18 protein-coding genes are annotated in these 20201 nt (G+C 71.9%); all 18 read left to right on the top strand.

What is annotated here, in order from left to right:
• Positions 1 to 295: 295 nt before the first annotated feature.
• The 18 genes from mraZ to wag31 all read left to right on the top strand — a co-directional run bounded on the left by mraZ (position 296) and on the right by wag31 (position 20153).
• Positions 296 to 727 carry a division/cell wall cluster transcriptional repressor MraZ gene (gene mraZ, locus ABFX51_RS27860; protein ID WP_091516624.1) on the top strand — a complete coding sequence of 144 codons (432 nt, stop codon included), beginning with the start codon at positions 296 to 298 and terminating at the stop codon, positions 725 to 727.
• A gap of 185 nt (positions 728 to 912) precedes the next feature.
• Positions 913 to 1866: a 16S rRNA (cytosine(1402)-N(4))-methyltransferase RsmH gene (gene rsmH / locus ABFX51_RS27855; protein WP_091516532.1), complete on the top strand. Its 954-nt coding sequence runs from the start codon at positions 913 to 915 to the stop codon at positions 1864 to 1866.
• Positions 1863 to 2513 carry a cell division protein FtsL gene (gene ftsL, locus ABFX51_RS27850; RefSeq protein WP_091516535.1) on the top strand — a complete coding sequence of 217 codons (651 nt, stop codon included), beginning with the start codon at positions 1863 to 1865 and terminating at the stop codon, positions 2511 to 2513. The genes rsmH and ftsL overlap by 4 nt, the downstream gene beginning before the upstream one ends.
• The gene (locus tag ABFX51_RS27845) at positions 2513 to 4414 is read left to right on the top strand and encodes a peptidoglycan D,D-transpeptidase FtsI family protein (protein ID WP_091516537.1); all 1902 of its coding nucleotides are present in this window, start codon (positions 2513 to 2515) and stop codon (positions 4412 to 4414) included. Before ftsL ends, ABFX51_RS27845 begins: the two co-directional genes overlap by 1 nt.
• 331 nt (positions 4415 to 4745) lie before the next feature.
• Positions 4746 to 6338 carry a UDP-N-acetylmuramoyl-L-alanyl-D-glutamate--2,6-diaminopimelate ligase gene (locus ABFX51_RS27840; RefSeq protein ID WP_346055406.1) on the top strand — a complete coding sequence of 531 codons (1593 nt, stop codon included), beginning with the start codon at positions 4746 to 4748 and terminating at the stop codon, positions 6336 to 6338.
• Positions 6335 to 7831 (top strand): UDP-N-acetylmuramoyl-tripeptide--D-alanyl-D-alanine ligase, encoded by a 1497-nt coding sequence (locus ABFX51_RS27835; protein WP_346055405.1) that lies wholly within the window; start codon positions 6335 to 6337, stop codon positions 7829 to 7831. Before ABFX51_RS27840 ends, ABFX51_RS27835 begins: the two co-directional genes overlap by 4 nt.
• Positions 7828 to 8892: a phospho-N-acetylmuramoyl-pentapeptide-transferase gene (mraY, locus tag ABFX51_RS27830; protein ID WP_091516546.1), complete on the top strand. Its 1065-nt coding sequence runs from the start codon at positions 7828 to 7830 to the stop codon at positions 8890 to 8892. The genes ABFX51_RS27835 and mraY overlap by 4 nt, the downstream gene beginning before the upstream one ends.
• A 2-nt stretch (positions 8893 to 8894) precedes the next feature.
• Positions 8895 to 10271, top strand: a complete 1377-nt coding sequence (gene murD, locus ABFX51_RS27825; protein WP_346055403.1) for a UDP-N-acetylmuramoyl-L-alanine--D-glutamate ligase — start codon at positions 8895 to 8897, stop codon at positions 10269 to 10271.
• Complete coding sequence (gene ftsW / locus ABFX51_RS27820; RefSeq protein WP_346055402.1) at positions 10268 to 11689, top strand: putative lipid II flippase FtsW; 1422 nt, start codon at positions 10268 to 10270, stop codon at positions 11687 to 11689. Before murD ends, ftsW begins: the two co-directional genes overlap by 4 nt.
• Positions 11686 to 12786, top strand: coding sequence for an undecaprenyldiphospho-muramoylpentapeptide beta-N-acetylglucosaminyltransferase (gene murG, locus ABFX51_RS27815; protein ID WP_346055401.1), 1101 nt, complete (start codon positions 11686 to 11688; stop codon positions 12784 to 12786). Before ftsW ends, murG begins: the two co-directional genes overlap by 4 nt.
• Entirely contained in the window at positions 12783 to 14162 is a 1380-nt protein-coding gene (murC, locus tag ABFX51_RS27810; protein WP_346055400.1) for a UDP-N-acetylmuramate--L-alanine ligase, read from the top strand. Before murG ends, murC begins: the two co-directional genes overlap by 4 nt.
• Positions 14159 to 14947, top strand: a complete 789-nt coding sequence (locus tag ABFX51_RS27805; RefSeq protein ID WP_346055399.1) for a cell division protein FtsQ/DivIB — start codon at positions 14159 to 14161, stop codon at positions 14945 to 14947. Before murC ends, ABFX51_RS27805 begins: the two co-directional genes overlap by 4 nt.
• Before the next feature lie 361 nt (positions 14948 to 15308).
• Complete coding sequence (gene ftsZ / locus ABFX51_RS27800) at positions 15309 to 16586, top strand: cell division protein FtsZ (protein WP_091516558.1); 1278 nt, start codon at positions 15309 to 15311, stop codon at positions 16584 to 16586.
• A 31-nt stretch (positions 16587 to 16617) separates the two neighbouring features.
• On the top strand, positions 16618 to 17316 hold the full coding sequence (gene pgeF, locus ABFX51_RS27795; RefSeq protein ID WP_091516561.1) for a peptidoglycan editing factor PgeF: 699 nt from the start codon (positions 16618 to 16620) through the stop codon (positions 17314 to 17316).
• A 100-nt stretch (positions 17317 to 17416) separates the two neighbouring features.
• Positions 17417 to 18160, top strand: coding sequence for a YggS family pyridoxal phosphate-dependent enzyme (locus ABFX51_RS27790; RefSeq protein WP_091516628.1), 744 nt, complete (start codon positions 17417 to 17419; stop codon positions 18158 to 18160).
• 39 nt (positions 18161 to 18199) lie between these two features.
• The gene (locus tag ABFX51_RS27785) at positions 18200 to 18799 is read left to right on the top strand and encodes a cell division protein SepF (protein ID WP_091516564.1); all 600 of its coding nucleotides are present in this window, start codon (positions 18200 to 18202) and stop codon (positions 18797 to 18799) included.
• A 177-nt stretch (positions 18800 to 18976) separates the two neighbouring features.
• Entirely contained in the window at positions 18977 to 19261 is a 285-nt protein-coding gene (locus tag ABFX51_RS27780) for a YggT family protein (RefSeq protein WP_177229006.1), read from the top strand.
• 55 nt (positions 19262 to 19316) lie between these two features.
• Positions 19317 to 20153, top strand: coding sequence for a DivIVA-like cell division protein Wag31 (gene wag31 / locus ABFX51_RS27775; protein WP_091516567.1), 837 nt, complete (start codon positions 19317 to 19319; stop codon positions 20151 to 20153).
• Positions 20154 to 20201: the final 48 nt, after the last annotated feature.

Raw genomic sequence — 20201 nt, 5'->3', positions numbered from 1 at the left:
CCCCACCGCCGCACCCCCACCGGTCCCCACCTCCCCCACCCCCACCCACCCCGGCACCCCCACCACGCCCCCTCGGCCTCCTCCGGAGGGCCCGTCGGGACCCTCGCTACCCCCGCCGTGGGGGAGGGGCGGCGGCGTCCCCCACGTTTCCCCCACCTGGCCCCACTGGCGCTCACCTGCGGAAACGCCGGGATTTTCGCTCGGACGGGGGGATCGCCCGCGTTGACTGTGGTGAAAAGTGGGGTACCGTGGTGCGCAGTGGGGCGGAAGGGAGGCCCCGTGGGAGGTGGGGCCGGTGTTCCTCGGTACCCACACCCCGAAACTGGACGACAAGGGGCGGCTCACGCTGCCCGCGAAGTTCCGCGACGCGCTGGCAGGTGGGCTCATGGTCACCAAGGGGCAGGACCACTGTCTCTACGTCTTCCCGCGCGCCGAGTTCGAGCAGATGGCCCGCAAGGTCGCCGAAGCGCCGTTCACCAACGAGGCGGTTCGCGCCTACCAGCGCTACCTGTTCGCCGGAACGGACGAGCAACGCCCTGACGGGCAGGGGCGCATCGCGATCGCGCCCGAGCTGCGGCGCTACGCCGGGCTCAGCAAGGACTGTGTGGTGATCGGTGCGATCACCAGGCTGGAGATCTGGGACGCGCAGGCGTGGCAGACCTACCTGGAGGAGCACGAGGACAGCTACGCGAAAGCGCAGGAAGAGGTTCTGCCGGGCGTGTTCTGACGACGTTGCGGTGAAGGCCGGCACCCACGCCGTCGGGGGGCGGGGGTTCCGGCGAGGACGACTCGACTTCGGATGCCGTGAGGCCTCTGTCCGCTCAGCGGCCCTGGTGCACCTTCCCCGGCACCAGGTCCTCAGCGGGCGGGCGGGGACCTGACGGCATCCGTTTTCTGTACAGCGATGAGGGGGTGGTCGTGGCCGAACACGTGCCGGTGCTGCTCGAGCGTGTGCTCGACCTGTTCGCCCCCGCGCTCGCCGACCGCCCCGCCGTCGTCGTCGACGCGACCGTCGGCCTCGGCGGCCACGCCGACGCCCTGTTGTCCGCCCACCCGCGGCTGCGCCTGATCGCGCTGGACCGGGATCCCAACGCGCTGGAGCGTTCGCGCGAACGCCTGGCCCGTCACGGCGAGCGCGTCGAGTTCGCACACGCCGTGTACGACCGGCTCCCCGAGGTGCTGGCCGAGCGCGGGCTGTCGCATGTGGACGGTGTGCTGTTCGACCTCGGCGTGTCCTCGATGCAGCTGGACCGGGCCGAGCGCGGCTTCGCCTACGCGCGCGACGCACCGCTGGACATGCGCATGGACCCGACGACCGGGCCGACCGCGGCGGACGTGCTGAACACGTACCCGCCGGGCGAGCTGGTGCGCATCCTGCGTGACTACGGCGAGGAACGGTTCGCCCAGCGCATCGTCAAAGCCGTTGTGGCGGAACGGGAACGCGAGCCCTTCACCCGCAGCGAGCGGCTGGTGAAGCTCCTCTACGACGCCGTCCCCGCGGCGAGCAGGCGCACCGGCGGCCATCCGGCGAAGCGCACGTTCCAGGCGCTCCGGATCGAGGTCAACGGCGAGCTGGAAGTGCTGCGCCGCGCGGTCCCCGCCGCCCTGAAAGCGCTTTCCGTCGGCGGCCGCATCGTCGTGGAGTCCTACCAGTCGCTGGAGGACCGCATCGTCAAGCAGGCGTTCGCGGAGCTGGCGCGCTCCCGCACACCACCGGGCCTGCCGGTGGAACTGCCCGGCCACGGGCCGGAACTGAAGCTGCTGACCCGAGGGGCCGAGAAGGCCGACGAAACCGAGACCGAGCACAACCCGCGCGCCGCCTCTGTGCGGCTTCGCGCGGCGGAACGCATCAGGGAGGGCACATGACAGCGCCCACGCGGACCCGGCGCAAGCCGGCCGAGACGCCGTCGCGGACCGGGACGAAGGAGGCCACGCGCGTCGAGCGCCGGTCCTCGCGCACCGGGCAGCGGACGAGCGCCGCGGAGCGCGCGTACGCGCGCCGGGCCCAGCGCGTCGACCTGTTGCGCCGCGGCGAGACCGAGCGGAAGCAGCCGGGCCGCGGGCCGCGGCTGGGCTGGCCGCGTTCCCGGGCGTCGTTCGTGCTGATCGTGATGCTGCTGCTGGCGGCGGGTGTGGCGACCACGCTGCTGCTGTCGACGCAGGCGATCGCGGACTCCTACCGGCTCGAGCAGATCCGCGAGGAGAACGCGAACCTCGTCGAGCAGTCGGAGCTGCTGCAGCAGGGCGTGACGAAGGCCGAGTCGGCGTCGTCGCTGGCGGCGCGCGCCAAGGCGCTCGGCATGGTGCCCGCGGGCAACCCCGCGCACCTCGTGCTGAACCCGGACGGCTCGATCACCGTCGTCGGCACCCCGCAGAAGGCCGTCGGCCAGGCCCCGCCCGCCACCACGACGCCCACCCCGCCCCCGGCGAACCCGGCGGGCACCGCCCCGATCGAGGGTGACGTGGCGCAGGGCGACCAGCAGCAGCCCGCCGTGCAGGGTGGTGGTCAGTGATGCCGGACCGGGGACGGTCCCGCCGGCGCACGTACACCGCGCGGGTCCGCCAGGTCGCGGGCAGGCCCGCGGCGGCCACCGGCAAGGGCCGGTACGTCGCGGTGCGCGTGGTGCTCGTCGGCGTGCTCGTGGTCGCGGGCCTGAAACTGGTGCAGGTGCAGGGGTTCCAGGCCGAGGCGCTGTCGGCGAAGGCGGAGAACCAGCGCACGACGACGATCACGATCCCCGCGCAGCGCGGCGCCATCGAGGACCGCAACGGCGTGAAGCTGGCGTTCAGCGTGGAAACCCGTGCGCTGTCGGTGAACCTGAAGATCATGCGGAAGAACTGGGCGGAGTACGCGCAGAAGAACCCGCAGCTGGGGCAGAACTTCGAGACCCGCGCGGCGGCGGCCGCGAAGTTCATGGCCGCGAAGCTGCCCGGCAAGGTGACCGAGGCCGAGCTGCTCGCCGACTTCCACAAGCAGCAGGACTTCACGTACCTGGTCAAGGACGTCGAGCCGTCGGTCGCGGAGGAGATCACCGGGAAGTTCCCGGAGATCGGCAGCGAGACGCAGGCCGCGCGCGAGTACCCGGGCGACACGCTGGCGGCCAACGTCGTCGGGGTGGCGAACTGGCGCACCGACGACCCGGACGTGTCCAAGCACAACCTGCACGGCATCGCGGGCCTGGAGATGACGCGGGACAGCGACCTCGCGGGGAAGCCGGGGCAGTACGTCGCGGACACCGCGCAGGGCAGCAACAGCGTGATCATCCCGGGCACCGAGCGCGACGTGCAGCCCGCGACCGCGGGCAACGACCTGGTGCTGACGCTGGACTCCGACGTGCAGTACGCGTTGCAGAGCCAGCTGGCGGACTACGTCGCCAAGTCGCACGCGAAGGGCGGCAGCGCGGTCATCATGGACGCCAAGACCGGCGAGATCTACGCGCTCGCCGACAACCGCACGTTCAACCCGAACGACCCGTCGACCTACTCGGACCCGGGGCTGAACCTCGAAGCGGTCAGCACGCCGTACGAACCCGGTTCGGTGAACAAGGTCATCACCGCGACGGCGGCGATCGACACCGGCGTGACCACCCCCGAGCAGGTGCACGACGTGCCCGGCTCGCTGGTGGTGGCCGACCACACCATCCACGACGCGTGGTCGCACGGCACGGTCAAGTTCACCACGACGGGGATCTTCGCGAAGTCGTCGAACGTCGGGACGCTGCTGCTGGCGCAGCAGGTCGGACCGGACCGGTACATGCAGTACCTGCAGAAGTTCGGCATCGGGCAGAGCACGGGGCTGGGCCTGCCCGGCGAGAGCCGCGGTTCGGTGCCGCCGCGCAACACGTGGACCGGCACGACGTTCGGCAACCTGCCCATCGGCCAGGGTCTGTCGATGACGGTGGTGCAGATGGCCGGGATGTACCAGGCGATCGCCAACAACGGGCTGCGCGTGCAGCCGCGGATCGTCAAGGAGGAGGTCCGGCCGGACGGGACGGTGGTGCCGGAACCGGCGCCGCAGTCGGTGCAGGTGGTGAGCCCGCAGACCGCGACGACGGTGCGGAACATGCTGCGGGCGGTCACGCAGAGCGGGAAGAGCGGCAACAGCGGCACGGCGCCGACGGCGGCGCTGGAGGGGTACCAGATCTCCGGCAAGACCGGCACGGCGCAACAGGTCAACCCGGCGACGGGCGCGTACAGCGACTCGCTCTACAACATCACGTTCGCCGGCATGCTGCCCGCGGACAACCCGCGCTTCGTGATCGGCATCCGGCTCGACGCGCCGGACACGACGCTGCCGGCTGGGCACTCGGCGGCGCCGCTGTTCCACGACCTGGCCTCGTACCTCACGCAGCGGTACCAGATCCCGCTTTCCCCCGAGCCGACGCCGTACATGCCCTTGCAGATCAACCAGTGAGGCTCGTGCCACCGCCCGCGGCGCCGCTCCCCGGCGACGCGGGCGTGCCGCGCTGCCCGGAAAACGACGCCGGGACGCGGCCGGCTCGATGGCGTCCGGAATCGCGAGCAACGGTTGCACGCGGGCACGCCGCTGGGACGACCCGTTGTAGGCGGTCGAACCAGCCGTCAGTTCGCACACCGCGCCCAGGATCTGTTCCGGCGTGAATCCTGTTCCTCGACGAAGTGGCAGGTCTTCGACCGCCCCGGCCGCCCCTGTTTCCCTCGCCAACACCGCCGCAAGCCCCACCGGCTCACGGAACCGCCGCGCGTCGTCGGTAACCTTCCCGCCTGTGTCGGTCAACAACGAGGGGCAGGTCCCGGACAGCCCGGTCAAGGCGGCGGTCGCGCCGCCGCGGCCCGCGCGGATCGAGCCGGTTCCGCTCACCACGCTGGCCGCCCGCGCCGACGCGCGGCTGATCGCGGACTCCGCCGCCTGGCCCGGCGAAACGGCGGTCACCGGAGCCACCCTGCGCGCCCAGCACGTCCTCCCCGGCGACCTGTTCGCCGCCCTGCCCGGCGCCAGGGCCCACGGAGCGGACTTCGCCGCACAGGCGCTCGCCTCGGGCGCCGCCGCCGTCCTGACGGACGAGGAGGGCGCCCAGCGGCCCGCACTGCGCGACGCCGGTGTCCCCGTGCTGGTGCACCCCGACCCGCGTGGCGTCCTCGGTTCGGTCGCCGCCTGGATCTACGGCGAACCGTCGCTGGAACTGGCCGTGCTGGGCGTCACCGGAACCTCCGGCAAGACCACGACGGCGTACCTCGTCGAGTCGGGGCTGCGGGCGGCCGGGCGCACGACGGGGCTCATCGGCACCGTCGAGACGCGGATCGCGGGGGAGCGGCTCGCGAGCGCCTTCACCACGCCGGAGGCACCGGACCTGCAGGCGCTGTTCGCGGTGATGGTCGAGCACGGCGTCACGCACGTGCCGATGGAGGTCTCCAGCCACGCGCTCGCGCTGGGCCGCGTCAACGGCACCCGGTTCGCGGTCGGCGCGTTCACCAACCTCTCCCAGGACCACCTCGACTTCCACAAGGACATGCAGGAGTACTTCGAGGCGAAGTCGCTGCTGTTCGACGGCCGCTCGGCCACCGAGGTCGTCGTCATCGACACCGCGTGGGGCCAGGCGCTCGTCAAACCCCACACGATCACCGTGTCCACCCAGTCCGGCGTGGACGCCGCGTGGACGGCGGCCGACATCGACACGACGCCGACCGGCGAGCAGTCGTTCACCCTGCAGGGCCCCGACGGCCGCACCGCCCGCGCCACGCTGCCCCTGCCGGGCACCTTCAACGTCGCCAACGCCTTGCTGGCCGCGGCGATCCTGGACACCACCGGCGTGGGGCTGGACGAGATCGTCAAGGGGCTCGCGAGCGTCGAGGTGCCGGGCCGCATGGAGCGGGTCTACCTCGGCCAGGACTTCACCGCCGTCGTGGACTACGCCCACAAGCCGGCCGCGGTCGCCGAGGCGCTCGACGCGCTGCGTGCCCGCACCAAGGGCCGTATCATCACCGTGCTCGGCTGCGGTGGCGACCGCGACACCGCCAAGCGCCCGCTGATGGGGGAGGCCGCCGCGCGGCGCAGCGAGGTGCTCATCGTGACCGACGACAACCCGCGCTCGGAGGACCCGGCGCTGATCCGCGCCGCGATGCTCACCGGTGCCCGCGCCGCCCGCGCGGGCGGCCGGGTGCTGGAGATCGGGGACCGGCGCGCCGCCATCACCAAGGCGGTCGAGCTCGCCGAGCCGGGCGACGTCGTGCTGATCGCGGGGAAGGGGCACGAGACCGGCCAGGAGGCCGGTGGCGTGGTGCACCCCTTCTCCGACCGTGAGGAGCTGGCGGCCGCCATCCGGCACCGGCTCGAGGGACAACCAGGAGTATCAGCTTGATCTCGCTCACCCTGGCGGAGATCGCCAGCATCGTCGGAGGGACGGTGCACGACGGAGACGGCGCCACCGTCGTCACCGGCAGCGTCGAGTTCGACTCCCGCAAGCTCACGCCCGGCGGCCTGTTCGTCGCGCTGCCCGGCGAGAAGGTCGACGGGCACGACTTCGCCGCGAAGGCCGTCGAGTCCGGCGCGGCGGGGGTGCTCGCCGCACGGCCGGTCGGGGTGCCCGCGGTCGTCGTGCCGCCGTTGCCGCCCGGGCAGGCCCACGAGCGGTCGGTCGCGCTCACCGGCGACACGGACGGCTCCGGCGCGGCCGTGCTGGCGGGGCTCGCCAAGCTGGCCCGGTACGTCGTGCGGGAGCTGTCCGCGAAGGGCCTCACCGTCGTCGGCGTGACGGGCTCGTCGGGCAAGACGTCCACCAAGGACCTCATCGCCCAGCTGCTCGAACCGCTGGGCCCCACGGTCGCGCCGCCCGGCTCGTTCAACAACGAGCTGGGCCACCCGTGGACGGCGCTGCGGGCCGACGAGTCCACGCGGCACCTGGTGCTGGAGATGTCCGCGCGCGGCATGGGCCACATCGCGGGCCTGGCGCGGACGGCGCCGCCCCGCATCGGCGTCGTGCTCAACGTCGGTTCCGCGCACGTCAGCGAGTTCGGTTCGCGCGAGGCGATCGCGCAGGCGAAGGGCGAGCTGGTCGAGGCGCTGCCGGAGGACGGCGTCGCGGTGCTCAACCGCGACGACCCGCTCGTGTCGGCGATGGAGAGCCGCACCAAGGCGCGCGTCGTCGGTGTCGGCGAGCACCCCGACGCCGAGGTGCGGGCCGAGGACATCACGCTCGACGAGCAGGCCCGCCCGTCATTCCGCCTCGTGACCGCGCGGGGCTCGGCCGAGGTGAAGCTGCAGCTGCACGGGGAACACCACGTGGGCAACGCGTTGTCCGCCGCCGCGGTCGCGCTCGAACTCGGTTCCACTGTGGACGAGATCGCCGCCCGGCTGTCCACTGTGGAGCGCCGGTCGGCGCGCCGGATGGAGGTCACCACCCGCGCCGACGGTGTGACGATCCTCAACGACTCCTACAACGCCAACCCCGAGTCCATGCGCGCCGCGCTCAAGGCCCTCGCCTCCATGAGCCGCGGGGGGCGGGCCCGAAGGGCAGGGGGGCGGGAGGAACACCGTCGATCTTGGGCGGTACTCGGTGAGATGGGCGAACTGGGTGCCGATAGCGTGTCCGCGCACGACGAGATCGGCCGCCTCGCGGTCCGGCTCAACATCGGCAAGCTGGTGGTCGTCGGAGAAGGTGCGGCCGCCATGCACCAGGGCGCCAGTCACGAGGGCTCCTGGGGAGAGGAGTCCGTGCTGGTGCCCGACACCGATGCCGCGATCGCGCTGCTGCGCGAGCAGCTCGAACCCGGTGACGTCGTGCTCGTCAAGGCTTCCAACTTCGCCCAGCTCTGGCGGGTGGCGAACGCGCTGCTCGAGGATGGTGTTGCGTGATCAGCATTCTGGTCGCCGCGGGGATCGGGCTCCTGGTCTCCATTCTGCTCACCCCGTACCTGATCCGGGTGTTCTCCCGGCAGGGGTTCGGTCAGGAGATCCGTGAGGAGGGCCCGCAGGGGCACAAGTCCAAGCGCGGCACGCCCACGATGGGTGGTGTCGCGATCATCCTCGCGATGCTGGCCGGGTACTTCCTGGCCCACCTGATCAACTGGCAGCGGCCCTCGGTGTCCGGCCTGCTGGTGCTGTTCCTGGCGGTGGGGCTGGGCGTCGTCGGGTTCCTCGACGACTTCATCAAGATCCGCAAGCAGCGCAACCTGGGCCTGAACAAGACCGCGAAGCTGGTGGGCCAGCTCGTCGTCGCGGTCGCGTTCGGCATCCTGGTGCTCAACTTCGCCGACAAGTACGGGCTCACCCCGGCCTCGCGGAACCTGTCGTACGTGCGGGACCTGGCGCTGATCACGTTCCCGTCGGTGCTGTTCGTGGTGTTCGTCTACATCGTGGTCTCCGGCTGGTCCAACGCCGTGAACTTCACCGACGGCCTGGACGGGCTCGCCGGCGGGGTGTCGGCGATGGTGCTGGCGACCTACGTCGTGATCGCGTTCTGGCAGGAGCGGCTGTCGTGCGTGAACACCCCGCAGGCGGCCTGTTACGACGTGCGCGACCCGCTGGACCTGGCGGTGGTCGCCGCCGCGGCGGCCGGGGCGTGCATCGGCTTCCTGTGGTGGAACGCGGCACCGGCGAAGATCTTCATGGGTGACACCGGCTCGCTCGCGCTGGGCGGCCTGGTGGCGGGCCTGTCGATCACGACGCGCACCGAGCTGCTGGCGATCGTCATCGGCGGCCTGTTCATGGTCGAGATGATCTCGGTGGTGCTGCAGATCGCGGTGTTCCGCACGACGCGGCGGCGGCTGTTCCGGATGGCGCCGTTCCACCACCACTTCGAGCTCGCCGGGTGGGCGGAAACCACGGTGATCATCCGGTTCTGGCTGCTCGCGGCGATCTGCTGCATGTTCGGCCTCGGCTTGTTCTACAGCGAACAGCTGAGCGCGGGGGGCTGAGCGTGTTCGCCGGACGTCACGTCCTCGTCGCGGGGGCCGGGGTGACCGGGCGCTCGGCGGTGCCCGTGCTGCTGGAGCTGGGGGCGCGCGTCACCGTCACGGACGGCGACGCCGGGCGGCTGGCCGAGTTCGAGGGCACCGGCGCGAGGACCGCGCTGGGCCTGGCCGAACCGCCCGCCGACGTGGACCTCGTGGTCACCAGCCCCGGCTGGCGGCCCACTTCGCCGCTGCTCGTGGCCGCCGCGGAGGCGGGCATCGAGGTGATCGGTGACGTCGAACTCGCCTGGCGGCTCGGGCAGACGCGGGAAAAGCCGCCCGTGTGGCTCGCGGTCACCGGCACCAACGGCAAGACCACGACCGTCGGCATGCTGGAGTCCATCCTGCGCGCGGCCGGGCACAACGCGATCGCCTGCGGCAACGTCGGCTACGCCGTGCTCGACGCCGTCCAGGGCGGCTATGACGTGCTCGCCGTGGAGCTGTCGAGCTTCCAGCTGCACTGGTCGAACACGCTCGCCCCGCGGGCCGCCGTCGTGCTCAACCTCGCCGAGGACCACCTGGACTGGCACGGCTCGATGGAGGCCTACGCGGCCGACAAGGGCAAGCTGCTGGAGCGCGCCGAGGTCGTCGTGCACAACGCCGACGACGCGTGGTCCACGCGCCTGGCCGCCGCGAACGAGTCCGCGCGGCACGTCGGCTTCCGCCTCGACACCCCCGCGCCGGGGGAGCTTGGCCTGGTCGAGGACCTGCTGATCGACCGCGCGTACGTGCCCGACCCGGCGACGAGCGCCGAGGAGCTGTGCACGGTCTCCGACGTGCGTCCCGCCGGACCGCACAACGTCGCCAACGCGCTGGCGGCCGCCGCGCTCGCCCGCGCGTACGGCGTGAGCACCGAGGCGGTCGCCAAGGGGCTGCGCGAGTTCCAGCCCGGAGCGCACCGCGCGGTCGAGGTCGGCGAGGTCGACGGCGTCCGCTACATCAACGACTCCAAGGCCACCAACCCGCACGCCGCGGCGGGTTCGCTGCTCGCCCACCCCGACGTGGTGTGGATCGCGGGCGGGCTGCTCAAGGGCGCGCACGTCGACGACCTCGTCGCCGCCGTCGCCGACCGGCTGCGCGGGGCGGTGCTCCTGGGCACCGATTCCGGGGTGATCGCCGCCGCTCTCGCGCGACACGCGCCGAATGTCCCCGTCCGGACCGTCCCGCCGGGTCACGATGAACCCATGAGTGCGGCGGTAGAGGCGGCCCGAGTGCTGGCACGTCCCGGTGACGTCGTGCTGCTGGCACCGGCAGCGGCATCGATGGACCTGTTCCGGGACTACGCCCACCGTGGGAACGCCTTCGCTGAGGCGGTGCGTGGACTCCCGCGGCGGCGTGGATGACGGCGCTCGAAGACAGACCCCAGGCGGAGGAGCCGCGCCGGGAACGGCCGGAGCGCCGGATCGGCACGGTCTACACGGCGCTGACGGCGTGGCTGTCGCGCCCGCTGGCCGACTTCCACCTGGTGCTCGCGCTGACCGGGTTGCTGACGTCGATCGGCATCGTGATGGTGCTGTCGGCGTCGTCGGTCGCGTCGGTCGACCCGGCCACCGGCTCGGGCGTGTACTCGCTGTTCAAGAAGCACCTGGTGTTCGTGCTGTCCGGCGCGGTCGTGTTCTACGTGGGCCTGCGGCTGCCGCTCAAGCGCATCCGCGCGCTGTCGTCGATGGCGGTGCTGGTGTGCCTCGGCATGCTCGCGCTCGTGCTGACGCCGCTGGGCTCGGCGGGCGGTGGCGCGCAGCGCTGGTTCGTGATCGGCTCGTTCTCAGTGCAGCCGGTGGAGTTCACCAAGGTCGCGCTCGCCCTGTGGGGCGCGCACGTGCTGGTCACCAAGTACGGGCTGCTGCACCAGTGGCGGCACCTGCTCGTCCCGGTGGTGCCGGTGGCGCTGCTGATGTTCGCGCTCGTGATGGCGCAGCCGAACCTGTCCGGCACGATCACGCTCGGCGTGGTGCTGGGGTCGCTGCTGTGGTTCGCCGGGGCGCCGAAACGGCTGTTCGCGGTGCTGTTCGCCGGCGGGATCGCGGGCGTGGTGGTGCTGGCGCTGACGGCGAGCTACCGCGCCGCGCGCGTGCTGTCGTTCCTCTCGCCCGCCAACGACACCAGCGGCGCCGCCTACCAGGCCACGCAGGCCAAGTACGCGCTCGCCGACGGCGGGCTGTTCGGCAAGGGGCTGGGGCAGGGCCCGTCGAAGTGGGCGTACCTGCCCAACGTGCAGAACGACTTCATCTTCGCCGTGATCGGCGAGGAGCTCGGTTTCGTCGGCTGCGTCGTGGTGATCGGGCTGTTCGTCGGGCTGACCGTCGTCGGGCTGCGCATCGCCACCCGCAACCTCGACCCGTGGATCCGCATCGTGGCGGGCACGCTGACCGTGTTCACCGTGTCGCAGGCCGGGATCAACATCGGGTACGTGGTCGGGCTGCTGCCGGTCACGGGTGTCACGCTGCCGCTGATCTCGGCCGGTGGCACCTCGATCTGGGTCACGATGTTCCTCATGGGCGTGCTCGCGAACGCGGCGAGGCACGAACCCGAGTCGGTCGCCGCACTGCGTTCGCAGGGACCGGGTAAATTCGGTCGCCTCCTGCGGTTGCCCGCGCCCGACGTCTACCGCCCACCCACCCGGCGGCGAGGCGGCGGACGCGCCACGGCCTCCCGGGGGGCCCGGCCGTCCGCGCGCCGGACCCGTTCCGCCCAGCCGGCGGAGCGGCGGCGCGCGGCGCGGGACTACGGTAGACGTTCGACGCGAAGAGGAACCACGTGAGCAAAGCCGTGAGCGGGCGGGCCCCCACCGTCGTCGTGGCGGGTGGCGGCACCGCCGGACACATCGAGCCCGCGATGGCGCTCGCCGACGCGGTGAAGCGCCTGCGGCCCGACGCCACCGTCGTCGCCCTCGGCACCCCGAAGGGCCTGGAGAACGAGCTCATCCCCCGGCGGGGGTACCCGCTGGAGCTGATCCCGCCGGTGCCGCTGCCGCGCAAGCCGACCGCCGACCTGCTGCGCCTGCCGCTGAAGGTCCGCGACTCGGTGAAGCAGGCGCGCGCGGTGCTGGACCGGGTCGGCGCGGACGTCGTGGTCGGTTTCGGCGGTTACGTCTCGCTGCCCGCGTACTTCGCCGCGCGCGGGCGGGTCCCGATCGTCGTGCACGAGGCCAACCAGTCGCCGGGCCTGGCGAACCGGGTGGGCGCGCGGTTCGCCGCCCGCGTCGCCGTCGCCGTGCCGGGCACACCGCTGCCGGGCGCCGAGGTGATCGGCATCCCGCTGCGCCGGTCCATCACGTCGCTGGACCGCGCCGCGCTGCGGGCCGAGGCCCGCAAGCACTTCGACCTCGACCCGGACGCGCCGACGCTGCTGGTGTTCGGCGGTTCGCAGGGCGCGCGGTCGATCAACAACGCCGTGTCCGGTGCGGCGAAGGACCTCGCCGACGCCGGGATCGGCGTGCTGCACGCGCACGGCCCGAAGAACACGCTCGCCGTGCAGGAGTTCCCCGGGCGCCCGCCGTACGTGCCGGTGCCGTACCTGGAGCGGATGGACCTGGCGTACGCGGCGGCGGACATGGTGCTGTGCCGCTCGGGTGCGATGACGGTGGCCGAGGTGTCGGCCGTCGGCCTGCCCGCGGTGTTCGTGCCGCTGCCGATCGGCAACGGCGAGCAGGCGACCAACGCCAAGCCGGCGGTGGACGCCGGTGCCGCGCTGCTGGTCCCGGACGCGGAGCTGACCCCGGCGAAGGTGGCCGAGCTGGTCGTCCCGCGGCTGACCGATCCGGCCGAGCTGGCGAAGATGGGCGCGGCGGCGGTGGGCATGGGCCACCGCGAGGCCGACGAGGTGCTGGCGCGGATCGTGCTGGAGGTGGCGAAATGAGCGTTCCCCCGCAGCTGGAGCGCGCGCACCTGATCGGCATCGGCGGCGCCGGCATGAGCGGGATCGCCCGGATCCTGCTGGCGCGCGGCGCGAAGGTGTCCGGTTCGGACGCCAAGGACTCGCGGGCGTTCCTCAGCCTGCGTGCGCAGGGCGCCCGGATCGAGATCGGGCAGCGCGCGGAGAACCTCGGCGAGCCGAGCGCGGTCGTGGTGTCCACGGCCATCAAGGAGACGAACCCGGAGCTGGCGGCGGCGCGCGAGCGCGGGATCCCGGTGCTGCACCGGGCGCAGGCGCTCGCGTTGCTGATGGAGGGCCACCGGGTCGCGTGCATCGCCGGTACGCACGGGAAGACGTCGACGACGTCGATGCTGACGGTCGCGTTGCAGCACTGCCGCCTCGACCCGTCGTTCGCGATCGGCGGTGACCTCAACGAGTCCGGCGCGAACGCGCACCACGGCGAGGGCGGGATCTTCGTCGCGGAGGCGGACGAGAGCGACGGTTCGTTCCTGACGTATTCGCCTTCGGTGGCCGTGGTGACCAATGTGGAGCCCGATCACCTCGACCACCACGGCACGCCCGAGGCCTACACGGCGGTGTTCACGGAGTTCGTGAAGCGCATCCAGCCGGACGGGCTGCTGATCGTGTGCGGGGACGACGCGGCGGCGAGCGCGCTGGGTGAGCAGGCGGGCGTGCGCGTGCAGCGGTACGGCCGCACGGTCACCGGCGAGGACGACGCGCGCGTGCTGGACTACCAGGCGACCGACACCGGCGGCAGGGTGCGGATCTCCTTGCGGGGCGAGGAAATCCTCGTGCCGGTCGCGGTGCCGGGCGAGCACATGGCGCTCAACGCGGTGGCCGCGCTGCTGGCCGGGATCGAGCTGGGCGCGCCCGTCGACGGGCTGGCCGAGGGGCTGGGCGCGTTCGGCGGGGTGCGGCGGCGGTTCGAGTTCAAGGGCCGTGCCGGGGACGTGCGGGTGTACGACGACTACGCCCACCACCCGACGGAGGTCGCGGCGCAGCTGCGGGCGGTGCGGCACGCGGCGGGCAGCGGCCGGGTGGTCGTGGTGTTCCAGCCGCACCTGTACTCGCGCACGAAGACGTTCGCGGCGGAGTTCGCGCAGGCGCTGTCGCTGGCGGACGAGGTCGTGGTGCTGGACGTGTACGGGGCGCGCGAGGAGCCGCAGCCGGGCGTGTCGGGCGCGTTGATCGCGGACCGGATCACCGGTGCGGGCGTGCACTACGAGCCGGCGTTCGACCGCGTGGTGCCGCTGGCGGCGGACCTGGTGAAGCCGGGTGACCTGCTGGTGACGATGGGCGCCGGGGACGTGACGCAGCTCGGTCCGGAGATCCTGGCGGAGCTGGACCGGCGGGCATGACGACGCGGGTGCAGCGGCGGAGGCCGTCGGCGCGGCGGACGACCGGCAGGCCGGTGCGCAGCCACCGGGGCCGCCGTCCGCTGACCGCGCGCAACCGCACCGGCACGGGCGTCAGCAGGCGCCGGGCGCTGCGGCGGCGGTGGGTCGCGCTGCTGACGGTGCTCACCGTGATCACCGTGGTGTACCTGGTGTTCTTCACGTCGTTGCTGGGTGTCCGCTCGGTGGAGGTCGAGGGCGCCAAGACGGTGCCCGCGGACCAGGTCCTCGCGGCGGCGGCCGTGCCCGACCGCAAACCGATGATGTTCGTCGACACGGATGCGATCGCCGAACGGGTGCTGAAGCTCCCGGGCGTGGCGACGGTGGACGTGTCGCGGTCCTGGCCTTCGACGGTCGAAATCGCGGTGACCGAGCGGACGCCGGTGGGCTGGTTCAGCCGCGACGGTGGCGTGCACCTGGTGGACAGCACCGGGCTGGACTACAAGACGGTGCAGAACAAGCCGGAGAAGCTGCCCGAGCTGAGCCTGCTCACCGTCTCCCCGGACGACGCGGTGACGCGCTCGGTCGTGGCGGTGCTGGGGAACCTCCCGCAGCCCCTGAAGGATCAGGTGACGGTCATCCGCGCCCAGACCCCGGGCGGCGTGGAGTTCACGCTGGCGAACGGCAAGGTGGTGCGCTGGGGCAGCGCGGAGGACCCGGACCGGAAGATGAAGGTCCTGACGGTGCTGCTGACCAGGGAAGGCCACACCTACGACGTGGCGAGCCCGGACCTGCCGACCGTCTCTTGAGGACGCTCCCTTCCCGCCGCTCAGCAGGCGCGCCGGCGCCGGTGGACCCCGGTACCCAGGCACGAGGCGGGACCAGGGAAAAAGAAAGAATGCCTCGACTGCGGTCAGGCGACGGCATGCTCACCCAACTCCGGGGCGGGCTCCTTGACGCCACCCGGTGTGGGGAGAAAAGTGTTGGCGGTCCGGTGATTTTGCACCGCCTTGCGCGACACGCGGCGTGGCTGCTGGATTCCGGCCTGCCTGATCCCTACCGTCCTGCACCAAGCCAGAAGTTGACATAACTCTAAGTCTCAACTTGAGGTTTACGGTTGTGCCACTCCGGCGAGCGGTACGAGTACTCACGATCAGGAAGGCGGACCCGATGACGCCCCCGCACAACTACCTCGCGGTGATCAAGGTCGTCGGCATCGGCGGTGGCGGTGTCAACGCCGTGAACCGCATGATCGAGGTCGGCCTCAAGGGTGTCGAGTTCATCGCGGTGAACACCGACGCGCAGGCACTGCTGATGTCCGACGCCGATGTCAAGCTCGACATCGGCCGCGAGCTGACCCGTGGCCTCGGCGCGGGCGCCAACCCCGAGGTGGGGCACAAGGCGGCCGAGGACCACCGCGAGGAGATCGAGGAGGTGCTCAAGGGCGCCGACATGGTCTTCGTGACCGCGGGCGAGGGCGGTGGCACCGGCACCGGTGGCGCACCGGTCGTCGCCTCGATCGCGCGGAAGCTCGGGGCGCTCACGATCGGCGTGGTCACGCGCCCGTTCACCTTCGAGGGCAAGCGGCGCGGCAAGCAGGCCGAGGACGGCATCCAGGCGCTGCGCAACGAGTGCGACACCCTGATCGTCATCCCCAACGACCGGCTGCTGCAGCTCGGCGACATCGGCGTCAGCCTGATGGACGCGTTCCGCTCGGCCGACGAGGTGCTGCTCTCCGGTGTCCAGGGCATCACCGACCTCATCACCACGCCCGGTCTGATCAACCTGGACTTCGCCGACGTCAAGTCGGTCATGTCGGGCGCGGGCAGCGCGCTGATGGGCATCGGTTCCGCGCGCGGCGAGGGCCGGGCGGTGCAGGCCGCCGAGAAGGCGATCAACTCGCCGCTGCTGGAGGCCTCGATGGAGGGGGCGCACGGCGCGCTGCTGTCCATCGCGGGCGGCTCCGACCTCGGCCTGTTCGAGATCAACGAGGCCGCCTCGCTGGTCCAGGAGGCCGCGCACCCCGACGCCAACATCATCTTCGGGACGATCATCGACGACTCGCTCGGCGACGAGGTGCGGGTGACCGTCATCGCCGCCGGGTTCGACGCCGGCGCCCCGACGCACAAGAAGCTCGAACCGCCCGCCGTGGGCTCGCGCCCGTCGACCACGACGGCGTCGGCCGAGGCGGGGCAGGTGCGCACGCCGCCCACCCCGTCGAGCCCGCCGCCGCCCGCCTCGGGTGCCTTCCCGCCGCCGCGCACCTCGACGCCCTCGTCGTACCCGCCTCCGCCGCAGTCGCCGTCGCTCCCGCAGCCCGGCACCGGATCCCGCGGCGCGTACCCGGCGCCGCGCAACGGGCAGGGCAGCCTGCCGGGCCGCGCCGTGCCGGTCACCGACGACCCCACCGACGACGAGGTCGACGTTCCGCCGTTCATGCGCCGCTGACCTCCGCGCCCGTTTCTGGGAAGGTGGAGACGTGCGCATTCGACGGGTGGTGACGACCCGGGCAGGCGGGTCGTCGGCAGGCAACTACGAATCCTTCAACCTCGGCGACCACGTCGGCGACGACTCCGCCGCCGTGGCGGCCAACCGCAAGCGGCTGGCCGACGAGCTGGGGCTGGACAGGATCGCCTGGATGGAACAGGTGCACGGGCGCACCGTCACGGTTGTCGACGGCACCGAGGACGGCCCGGCCGAGGCGACCGACGGGCTCGTGACCGCCACCCCCGGCGTCGCCGTGGCGGTGCTCGTCGCCGACTGCGTGCCGGTGCTGCTGGGTGACGCCGAGGCCGGCGTCGTGGCGGCCGTGCACGCGGGCCGCGTGGGCGCGCGCGTGGGGGTGGTCCCGGCGACGCTCAAGGTGATGACGGAACTGGGCGCGCGCCCGGAGCGGATCGAGGTCCTGCTCGGCCCTGCCATCTGCGGCGAGGACTACGAGGTGCCCGCCGACATGGCGCGTGACGTCGAGAAGCACCTGCCCGGCAGCGCGACCAAGACCCGCAAGGGCACGCCGGGTCTGGACCTGCGTGCGGGGCTGTGGCACCAGCTCGCCGAGGCGGGTGTCGGCAAGATCGGCGTCGATCCGCGCTGCACGTTCGAGGACAAGACGTTGTTCAGCTACCGCCGCGACGGCACCACGGGCCGGATCGCGGCACTGACGTGGATCGAAGAATGAGCGACGACGACCGGAGGGAGGAGTCGCTCCGATTGGTACAGCGCGCTCGTGCCTCGCGGACGTTGCCGCGGACCGAGGAACGAGGGGAGTGGGAACGTCCGTGAGCGGGGAACGCAAAGAGCAGCTGGCGAAGGCACTGGAGCAGGTCGAGGCGCGCGTCCGGAAGGCGTGTGAGGCGGCGGGACGCGCCCGCGAGGAGGTGCGGCTGCTCGCCGTCACGAAGACGTTCCCCGCGTCCGACGCCGCGTTGCTGACCGACCTCGGGCTCACCGACCTCGCCGAGAACCGCGACCAGGAGGCGGGCGCGAAGGCCGCCGAGGTCGCGCGGCTGCGGCCGGAGGCGGGGATCCGCTGGCACATGGTGGGCCGGCTGCAGCGCAACAAGGCGCGTTCCGTCGTGCGCTGGGCCGACGAGGTGCAGTCCGTGGACTCCGTCCGGCTGGCCGCCGCGCTCGACAAGGCGGTGCTCGCCGAAGGCCGCCCGAAGCTGGACGTGCTCGTGCAGGCGAGCATCGACGGCGACCCGGCGCGTGGTGGCTGTCCGCTTCCGGAACTCGGCGAACTGGCGGCCTACATCGCCCGGACGGGTGGGTTGCGGCTGCGGGGCGTGATGGCCGTGGCGCCGCTGGGCGCCGACCCCGCACCGGCCTTCGAAAAGCTGGCTCTCGCTGCGGAAAAGCTCCGTCGCGACCACCCGGGAGCCACTGAGCTGTCCGCGGGCATGAGCGGCGATCTGGAGCAGGCGATCGCGCACGGTTCGACCTGTGTGCGTGTCGGAACCGCGTTGCTCGGTGGCCGCGGTTTAGCCTCGATCGCAAGCGGATCACCCGGAAGTGCGCGATGATCTCCGGGTAATCGAGTGAGGGAGCGGCTAGGGAGAGGCATGAGTGCGCTTAACAAGCTGAAGGCCTACTTCGGCATGATCCCGGCCGACGAAGACGGTTACGACTCCTACGACCGGTACGACGACAACGACGACTACCGGCAGGACTTCGCTGACGACTCCTACGACGACCGGTACGAGGAGGAGCCACCCGCGCGCTCGCGTCGACGGTACCGCTCCGACTACGAAGACGAGCCACTGGGCCGGTCTCACGGGCGTGAGCCCGCGGTGCACGGCGCACTCGCCGTGGAGCGCCAGCCGGAGCCGGTGGCCCGGCTGCGGCCCGTCCCCGAGGCGCCTCGGGCGCCCCAGCGCGACCCGCTGAGCAAGATCACCACCCTGCACCCCAGCAGCTACCTGGAGGCGCGGGCGATCGGCGAGGCGTACCGCGAGGGCACGCCCGTGATCATCAACCTGACGGAGATGGAGAACGCGGACGCGCGCCGTCTCGTGGACTTCGCGGCGGGGCTCGCGTTCGCGCTCCGCGGCTCGATGGACCGCGTCACGAACAAGGTGTTCCTGCTGTCCCCGCCGGACGTCGAAGTGAGCGCGGAGGACCGGCGCCGGATCGCCGAGGGCGGGCTCTTCCTTCGTCACTGACTGGAGTGAGCCCCGTGCGCTCTGCGTAGGCAAAACCGTAGCGAGCGCGTGACGTAGAGTGAAACTTTAGCCCATTCGAGTGATAGCGTTGGATAAATCACAGTAGGGTCACGCCCCCTGGACAACTCGGACGTCTCGGGTGCGGAGGGGCGGGGCCCGGTGTGGCAGAGTGGACGCGTGGATGTGCTCTGGACTGTCGTCTACTACGTGCTCTTCGTCTTCTGGCTGCTGCTCACGGCGCGTGTCGTCGTCGAACTCGTGCGAGCGTTCGCGCGGGAGTGGCGCCCGGCGGGCGGGGTTGCGGTGACGCTCGAGACCATCTACACAGTGACCGATCCGCCGGTCCGGCTGGTTCGGCGGCTCATCCCGATGGTGCGCATTGGCGGCGTCGGACTGGACTTATCGATTATGGTGCTGCTGTTGGTTGTGTTCATACTGATGCAACTGGCGTATCCCGGGTGATATCGGGGAAGCCCGGGGATGTCGGAGCAGGCCATGGAGTGCGTGAGGTGATCTGATGTCGTTGACCCCCGCTGACGTGCATAACGTCGCGTTCAGCAAGCCACCCATCGGCAAGCGGGGCTACAACGAGGACGAGGTGGATGCATTCCTCGACCTGGTGGAGACCGAGCTGGCGCGGCTGATCGAGGACAACAACGAGCTGCGGCAGCAGGTCGAGCAGCTCGACGCCGAGCTGGAGTCGGCTCGCAGCGACCTCGACGCGGCCCGCGCCGGGAGCGGCGTGCAGGAGACCTCGCGCCGGCTGGCGCCGGTGCCGCCGCCGTCGCCCGTGGAGCAGACCCAGGCCCACTCGATGGCCGACGCGGGCGAGCCGAACGTGCAGGCCGCCAAGGTGCTGGGGCTGGCGCAGGAGATGGCCGACCGGCTGACCGCCGAGGCCAAGACCGAGTCGGACGGCATGCTGGCCGAGGCCCGTGCGAAGTCCGAGCAGCTGCTGTCGGACGCGCGCGCGAAGTCGGACTCCATGGTCAACGAGGCGCGCACGCGTGCCGAGTCCATGCTGAACGACGCGCGGACCCGTGCGGAGACCCTGGAGCGCCAGGCGCGCGACAAGGCGACCTCGATGGAACGCGAGGCGCAGCGCAAGTACACCGAGACGATGAACACGATGAACGCCGAGAAGACCACGCTCGGCAAGAAGATCGAGGAACTGCGGACGATCGAGCGCGAGTACCGGACGAGGCTCCGCGGCTTCCTCGAGTCGCAGCTGCGCGAGCTGGACGACCGCGGGTCCGCGGCTCCGGCGTCGGCGTCCTCGAGCTCCAGCGGTTCCGGTTCGGGCTCCGGCGGCAGCCAGGGCTACTCGTTCGGGCCGCGCGCCGAGGCGGGCTGACGCGGACTCCCTCACGCACTGGATCGGTTCCGGCTCTCGCGGGCAGAG

The sequence above is a fragment of the Amycolatopsis dongchuanensis genome (assembly GCF_039542405.1).
Taxonomy (GTDB): Bacteria; Actinomycetota; Actinomycetes; order Mycobacteriales; family Pseudonocardiaceae; genus Amycolatopsis_E; species Amycolatopsis_E sacchari.
Note: the sequence above shows the minus strand (reverse complement) of the source record. Positions and strands in the feature narration are given on the sequence as shown.

Bases quoted from the DNA above. Each gene is read 5' to 3' on its own strand.
- ftsL (WP_091516535.1), top strand. From the start codon at position 1,863: ATGACAGCGCCCACGCGGACCCGGCGCAAGCCGGCCGAGACGCCGTCG.
- ABFX51_RS27845 (WP_091516537.1), top strand. From the start codon at position 2,513: ATGCCGGACCGGGGACGGTCCCGCCGGCGCACGTACACCGCGCGGGTC.
- ftsW (WP_346055402.1), top strand. From the start codon at position 10,268: ATGACGGCGCTCGAAGACAGACCCCAGGCGGAGGAGCCGCGCCGGGAA.
- murC (WP_346055400.1), top strand. From the start codon at position 12,783: ATGAGCGTTCCCCCGCAGCTGGAGCGCGCGCACCTGATCGGCATCGGC.
- ABFX51_RS27805 (WP_346055399.1), top strand. From the start codon at position 14,159: ATGACGACGCGGGTGCAGCGGCGGAGGCCGTCGGCGCGGCGGACGACC.
- ftsZ (WP_091516558.1), top strand. From the start codon at position 15,309: ATGACGCCCCCGCACAACTACCTCGCGGTGATCAAGGTCGTCGGCATC.
- ABFX51_RS27785 (WP_091516564.1), top strand. From the start codon at position 18,200: ATGAGTGCGCTTAACAAGCTGAAGGCCTACTTCGGCATGATCCCGGCC.
- wag31 (WP_091516567.1), top strand. From the start codon at position 19,317: ATGTCGTTGACCCCCGCTGACGTGCATAACGTCGCGTTCAGCAAGCCA.